This is a genomic window from Elstera sp. (assembly GCF_044372965.1).
Classification (GTDB): domain Bacteria; phylum Pseudomonadota; class Alphaproteobacteria; order Elsterales; family Elsteraceae; genus Elstera.
In genome coordinates this window covers 1-5204 of sequence record NZ_JBILQX010000217.1, presented here as the reverse complement: position 1 = coordinate 5204, position 5204 = coordinate 1, and the positions used below count along the sequence as shown (strand labels likewise).

6 protein-coding genes are annotated in these 5204 nt (G+C 57.5%); 5 read left to right on the top strand and 1 reads right to left on the bottom strand.

The window, feature by feature from the left end:
• The 5 genes from ACIQ36_RS18075 to ACIQ36_RS18055 all read left to right on the top strand — a co-directional run.
• Positions 1-668 (top strand): ABC transporter ATP-binding protein (locus tag ACIQ36_RS18075; protein WP_395831908.1); only part of this gene is annotated, 668 nt, incomplete at its 5' end.
• A 47-nt stretch (positions 669-715) separates the two neighbouring features.
• Positions 716-1474, top strand: coding sequence for a lysine/arginine/ornithine ABC transporter substrate-binding protein (locus ACIQ36_RS18070; protein ID WP_395831906.1), 759 nt, complete (start codon positions 716-718; stop codon positions 1472-1474).
• Positions 1475-1683: 209 nt separating this feature from the next.
• On the top strand, positions 1684-2358 hold the full coding sequence (locus ACIQ36_RS18065; RefSeq protein ID WP_395831904.1) for an ABC transporter permease: 675 nt from the start codon (positions 1684-1686) through the stop codon (positions 2356-2358).
• 4 nt (positions 2359-2362) lie between these two features.
• Positions 2363-3091, top strand: coding sequence for an ABC transporter permease (locus tag ACIQ36_RS18060; RefSeq protein WP_395831902.1), 729 nt, complete (start codon positions 2363-2365; stop codon positions 3089-3091).
• 566 nt (positions 3092-3657) lie between these two features.
• Positions 3658-4401, top strand: coding sequence for a substrate-binding periplasmic protein (locus ACIQ36_RS18055; protein WP_395831900.1), 744 nt, complete (start codon positions 3658-3660; stop codon positions 4399-4401).
• 15 nt (positions 4402-4416) lie between these two features.
• Here ACIQ36_RS18055 and ACIQ36_RS18050 read toward each other — a convergent pair whose 3' ends face one another.
• Entirely contained in the window at positions 4417-5127 is a 711-nt protein-coding gene (locus ACIQ36_RS18050; RefSeq protein ID WP_395831898.1) for a copper homeostasis protein CutC, read from the bottom strand.
• Positions 5128-5204: the final 77 nt, after the last annotated feature.

Genomic DNA, 5204 nt, shown 5'->3' with positions numbered 1-5204 from the left:
AGTGCTTTGGCTCCTCCGGCTCGGGCAAAAGCACTTTCCTGCGCTGCATCAACCTGCTCGAAACGCCCGATGACGGGATTGTATCGGTCAAGGGCGAAGTGATTGAAATGACCACGCGGCGCGGCCTGCGCGTGCCCGCCAATCCCCGGCAGGTGGAACGGTTGCGCCAGAAGCTTTCCATGGTGTTTCAGCAGTTTAACCTTTGGCAGCATATGACGGTTTTGGAAAACGTCATCGAAGCGCCCATTCACGTGCTGGGCATGGAGCGTAAGGCTGCGATTGCGAAGGCCGAAGCGATGCTGGAGAAGGTCGGCGTCGTCGCGAAAAAGGACGGCTACCCCATGGAGCTTTCGGGCGGGCAGCAGCAGCGCGTGGCGATTGCCCGCGCGCTCGCCATGGACCCGGATGCTTTATTATTCGACGAGCCCACCTCGGCGCTCGATCCTGAGCTGGTCGGGGAAGTTTTGAAAGTGATGCGCGATCTGGCCGCCGAAGGGCGCACCATGCTGGTCGTGACGCACGAAATCGGATTCGCCCGGGAGGTCTCCAATAAGGTGGTCTTCCTGCACCAAGGGCGGGTGGAAGAAGAGGGGACCCCAGCCGACGTGTTGGGCAACCCCAAATCGGATCGATGCCGGCAATTCCTGTCGTCATCGCTAAAGGGATAGAATCCCAAACGGGATTTGGTTTTACGTTGGAACTTGGGAGAGTGACCGTGAAGAAGATTGTACTGGCTTTGGCCACCTTGGGCGTGGCGCTAACCTCGGGCGCCTACGCCCAAAGCGCAAAAACCCTGCGTCTGGGCACCGAAGGCGCTTACCCGCCGTTCAATTTTATCGATAAAGACGGCAAGGTGAAGGGCTTCGATATCGATATCGGCAATGCCCTCTGCGCCGAAATGAAGCGCAAGTGCGAATGGGTCACTCAGGATTGGGACGGTATTATCCCCGCGCTGAAGGCCAAAAAGTTCGATGCTATCATTGCCTCCATGTCCATCAACGAAAAGCGCAAAGAGCAAGTCGATTTCTCCGATCGTTACTACTTCACGCCGGGTATGATGGTGGCGCGTAAGGGTTCAGGCCTGAAGCAGAACGCCCTGAGCGGTAAGACCGTGGGCGTGCAGGTGGAAACCATCCACGCACAGTTCATGGAAGCTCGTTATAAAGACGTGACCCTGAAGCAGTATAAGACGCAGGAAGAAGCCAACCTCGATCTCGCCAACGGTCGTCTCGATGTCGTCATGGCCGATAGCGCCGTGGTTGATGAGTGGATCAAAGCGAATGGCGGTTCGGCCAAGTTCGAGCGCATCGGCGACTTTATTCGCGATCCGATCCTGGGCAATGGTGCCGGTATCGCTGTGCGGAAGGGCGAAAAGGATCTGGTCGATGCCTTCAATAAGGCGCTTGCGGCCGTGAAGGCCAACGGCACCTACACGAAGATCAACAACAAGTATTTCGATTTCGATATCCGCTAAACCGCGCGGGCTGGAATCGGGATTGGGGCGGCGCAGAGTGCCGCCCCAATTGTCTTCGGGGGGCTCGCCCCGGCCCTGTGTAGGGGCCACCCTGCGCATTGGTATTTTCTGGCAAAGCCAAAGGCGGCTCTGTCGATTTCGATAGACGCGCGAAAAGTCTGGCCGCACGCTCGAAGAACGTGTGCAAACCAGTCTGGAGAGGGAGCGGAATGTTTGATCTTCAGGGGTTCGGCCCCCAGTTGCTCGAAGGGCTGCTGATGACGGCGCAGCTTGCGGTCGCCTCGCTGTTCTTCGGCATTCTTATTGGGCTCGCGGCGGCGATGGCGAAACTCTCGCCGATCCGTTGGTTGGCGCGGGGGGTGGATGTTTTCACCAATCTGCTGCGTGGTTTGCCTGAACTTCTGACCATTCTCATTCTTTATTATGGCGTGCAGAATCTATTCAACGCGCTGTTCGATGAGTATGTTGAGGTCGATGGGTTTACGGCGGGCGTCGCGGCATTGTCCTTGGTGTTTGGCTCCTACGCCTCCGAAACCTTTCGCGGCGCGTTTTTGGCGATTCCCGTGGGGCAGATTGAAGCCGCCAAAAGTTTCGGCATGTCGCCCTGGTTGGTTTTCCGGCGGATTCAATTGCCGCAGGTGTGGCGCTACGCCCTGCCGGGATTGGGAAATCTTTGGCTGGTGCTGATTAAGGATACCTCCTTGGTCTCCGTGGTGGGCTTGCAGGAATTGCTGCGGAAAACCCAAATCGCCACCGCCGTCACAAAATCGCCCTTCACCTTTTATTCGGTTACAGCGCTGATTTTTATTGCCATTACCGTGATTTCAACTGTGTTCCTGCGTTGGATGGAACAGAAATCCCGTCGCGGCGTGCGGATGGGTTAAGCGAATGGAATTAATCTCCTCCCTTCTTGAGCTTGCTCAAAACTATTGGCCGCAGTTCCTACGCGGGCTGTGGACGACGGTTCAGTTGACCGTTCTGTCCTGCCTCTTAGGCTTTTTCCTGGCGATTCCGCTGGCGCTCGCCCGCCTGTCGAAGAATTGGCTGATTGCTGGGACCGCGCTCGTTTACTCGGTCTGTTTCCGCGGCTCGCCGCTGCTGGTGCAGATTTTCCTGATCTATTACGGCCTGCCCTCGATTCTGATGCAGCTTTACGGTGGCGATGTTGCGGCGATGCGCGAGTCGTTTTTCTGGCCGCTGCTGAATACGCCCTTCATGTTGGCGCTGATCGCCTTCACCCTGAATACGGCGGCCTATATGGCCGAACCGATTCGCGGCGGCATTCAGGCGGTGCCGAATGGCGAGCGCGAGGCGGCCCTGGCCTGCGGCATGTCGCCCAAGCTGCTCACCCGCCGCATTCTGCTGCCGCGCGGCCTGCGCATCGCCATTCCCGCCCTGTCGAACGAAACTATCCTGACGATGAAGGCTACCTCCCTCGTCAGCCTAGTGACGATGCTGGACCTGATGGGGGCCGCCGGTCGCGCCTTCACCCAAACCTATGATTCGAAGGTCTATCTGGTCCTGGTGCCCTTCTATCTGGTGCTCATCTGGGCGGTGGCGCGGATTTTTGCGCTGCTGGAGAAGCGCTATAATCGGTATTTAACGCGCAAAGCCTGATTAGTGTCGGGCCGTATAGATCTCGCGGCGAGCCTGTCTGTGCTATCCACAGGCAGGCTGTTTTATGCTTGCGATAATATTGGCCTGGCTAACCTTATCGCTTAAAAGCGCGTATTTTTTTGAGGCAAAATCTTATTGTAAATACATTGGTCTTATGAATAACGAAAAGTCACACAATGGCCGAACCCAAGCCGAAATGAACCAGCGGGCCAGGGCGACGGCGCGGGCCTGTTGTCGGGACGGTTCGGGTTGCGTAAGGGGCTCTGTCCCTGTCCGGTTTAAGGGGGCTCTATAAAACACATGCCGACCCCATGGTTCTTTACGCGGATCAACGCCCTGCCGATCATCAATCGGAATCGAAGGGATTTTTACCAGCGAGGACCTACTGCAACTCTATGATGCGCGCGCCCGCGCAGAAACCGCGTCGATGCGCGAGGGAAATCCAACTAACTGACACCTTAATGTTAAATTAGCTAAAAACTCTGTCGGATAGCGCTGTACAGTTTCGATCTACCCATGATGGGGCATGATCTAGTTCGATAACGCTTTTGCAGAGATGGAATGAAATGCGCTTTTTGCTGCCCCTATTATTGGCCCTTCCCTGTGCCGCGAACGCTACTGAGATCACTTTTGCCGTTACCCATCAGCCCCCCTATATGATCGAAGAAACCAAAAGCGGCATTTTCGTCGATCTGATCACCGAGATTTTCTCGGCGGCGGGCCAAACGGCAAAGCCGGTGTTTCTGCCGAACCGCCGCGCCTTTGCCTCCTTCGAAGAAAAGAAGGTGGATGGCGTGCTGTATTATTTCGGCGATAAGGCAAAAGAAAGTTGCCGTACCGAAAATTACGCCAATTACCAGCCAACCCTAGTTGCCTTGAAAAAGAATAACTATAGCCTCAAAACCCTGGATGGGTTGCAAGGGCAGCGCGTTGGCGCTTTCTTAGGGGCTAAAGATTATTTCGTGCCCGATTATCCCGAGTATCCCGGTGCCGTCGCCAAAGCCAGAGACTATCGGGAAGAAGCCGATATTACCCGCATCAGCAAGCTGCTGCTGAACGACCGCATCGATATTGGAATTCTCGATTGGCGGCTATTCCTCTGGACCGCCAAAGCCGAATCCCAGGGCAACCTCTATGCCGTGCGCGATATCGAGCGCCACCCCTATTTTGCCACCGCCTGGGTTGGGGCGCAGTTCTGGAATACCGCCCACTGCGAGGCGTTCAATAAGGGCCTCGCCATTCTCAAAAGCAATGGCCGCTACGACGCGATTAACCAGAAATATTCCGACGATGTTTTGGGCGGAATGTAGGGGAGAGGTGGGGGCTTAGGCCCCCAAGGCCGCGATGGTCCGGCGCACCAAATCGGCGTCGGTCACGCGGTTGGTATATTCGCGCTCAAGATCGGTGCCGCCCATGCCGATTTTGGGATTCCGAAAGCGCATGCCGCTGGGGGTATCAACGAGGGCGGCGAAATGCAGCTCGTCAGCCTGGGTCGCCTGCCACACCGGCGCGATGGTTTCGGGCGTAAGGCCGCCGCAGGCCATGATCTTGATGCGCCCGCGCGCCGCCTCGACCGTTTCGCGCAGGGTTTCGAGCCCCTCCACAGCGCTATCGGCGAGGCCGGAGGTCAACACCCGCTCCACCCCCAGCGCAATCAGGGCCTCCAGCGCCGCCACCGGGTCGGGCACCATATCGAAGGCGCGGTGACACGTAACCTGCATCGGGCGGGCGGCCTCGACAAGCGCGCCCATCCGCGCCGTATCGATCTGCCCCTCGGCAGTCAAACAGCCGAACACCACCCCCGGAACGCCCATCTCCCGGAGGATTTTCACATCCTCCCGCATCGCGGCGAATTCCACCTCGGAATAGAGAAAATCCCCACCGCGCGGGCGCACCATCACAAACACCGGCACACGCGCCACCCGCAACGCTTCGCGCACCATCCCCAGGCTCGGCGTGAGCCCGCCTTCCAGCAGCGACGCACACAGCTGGACACCCGCAAAAACCCTCGCCCGTTCAGTTTTGCTGTGATTCACTGATGGGGTCCCTCGCTCGGAGCCTACCGATGGAACCTCAATCGCTTTTCAGCCTGAACGATCACCTTAAAGCCTTG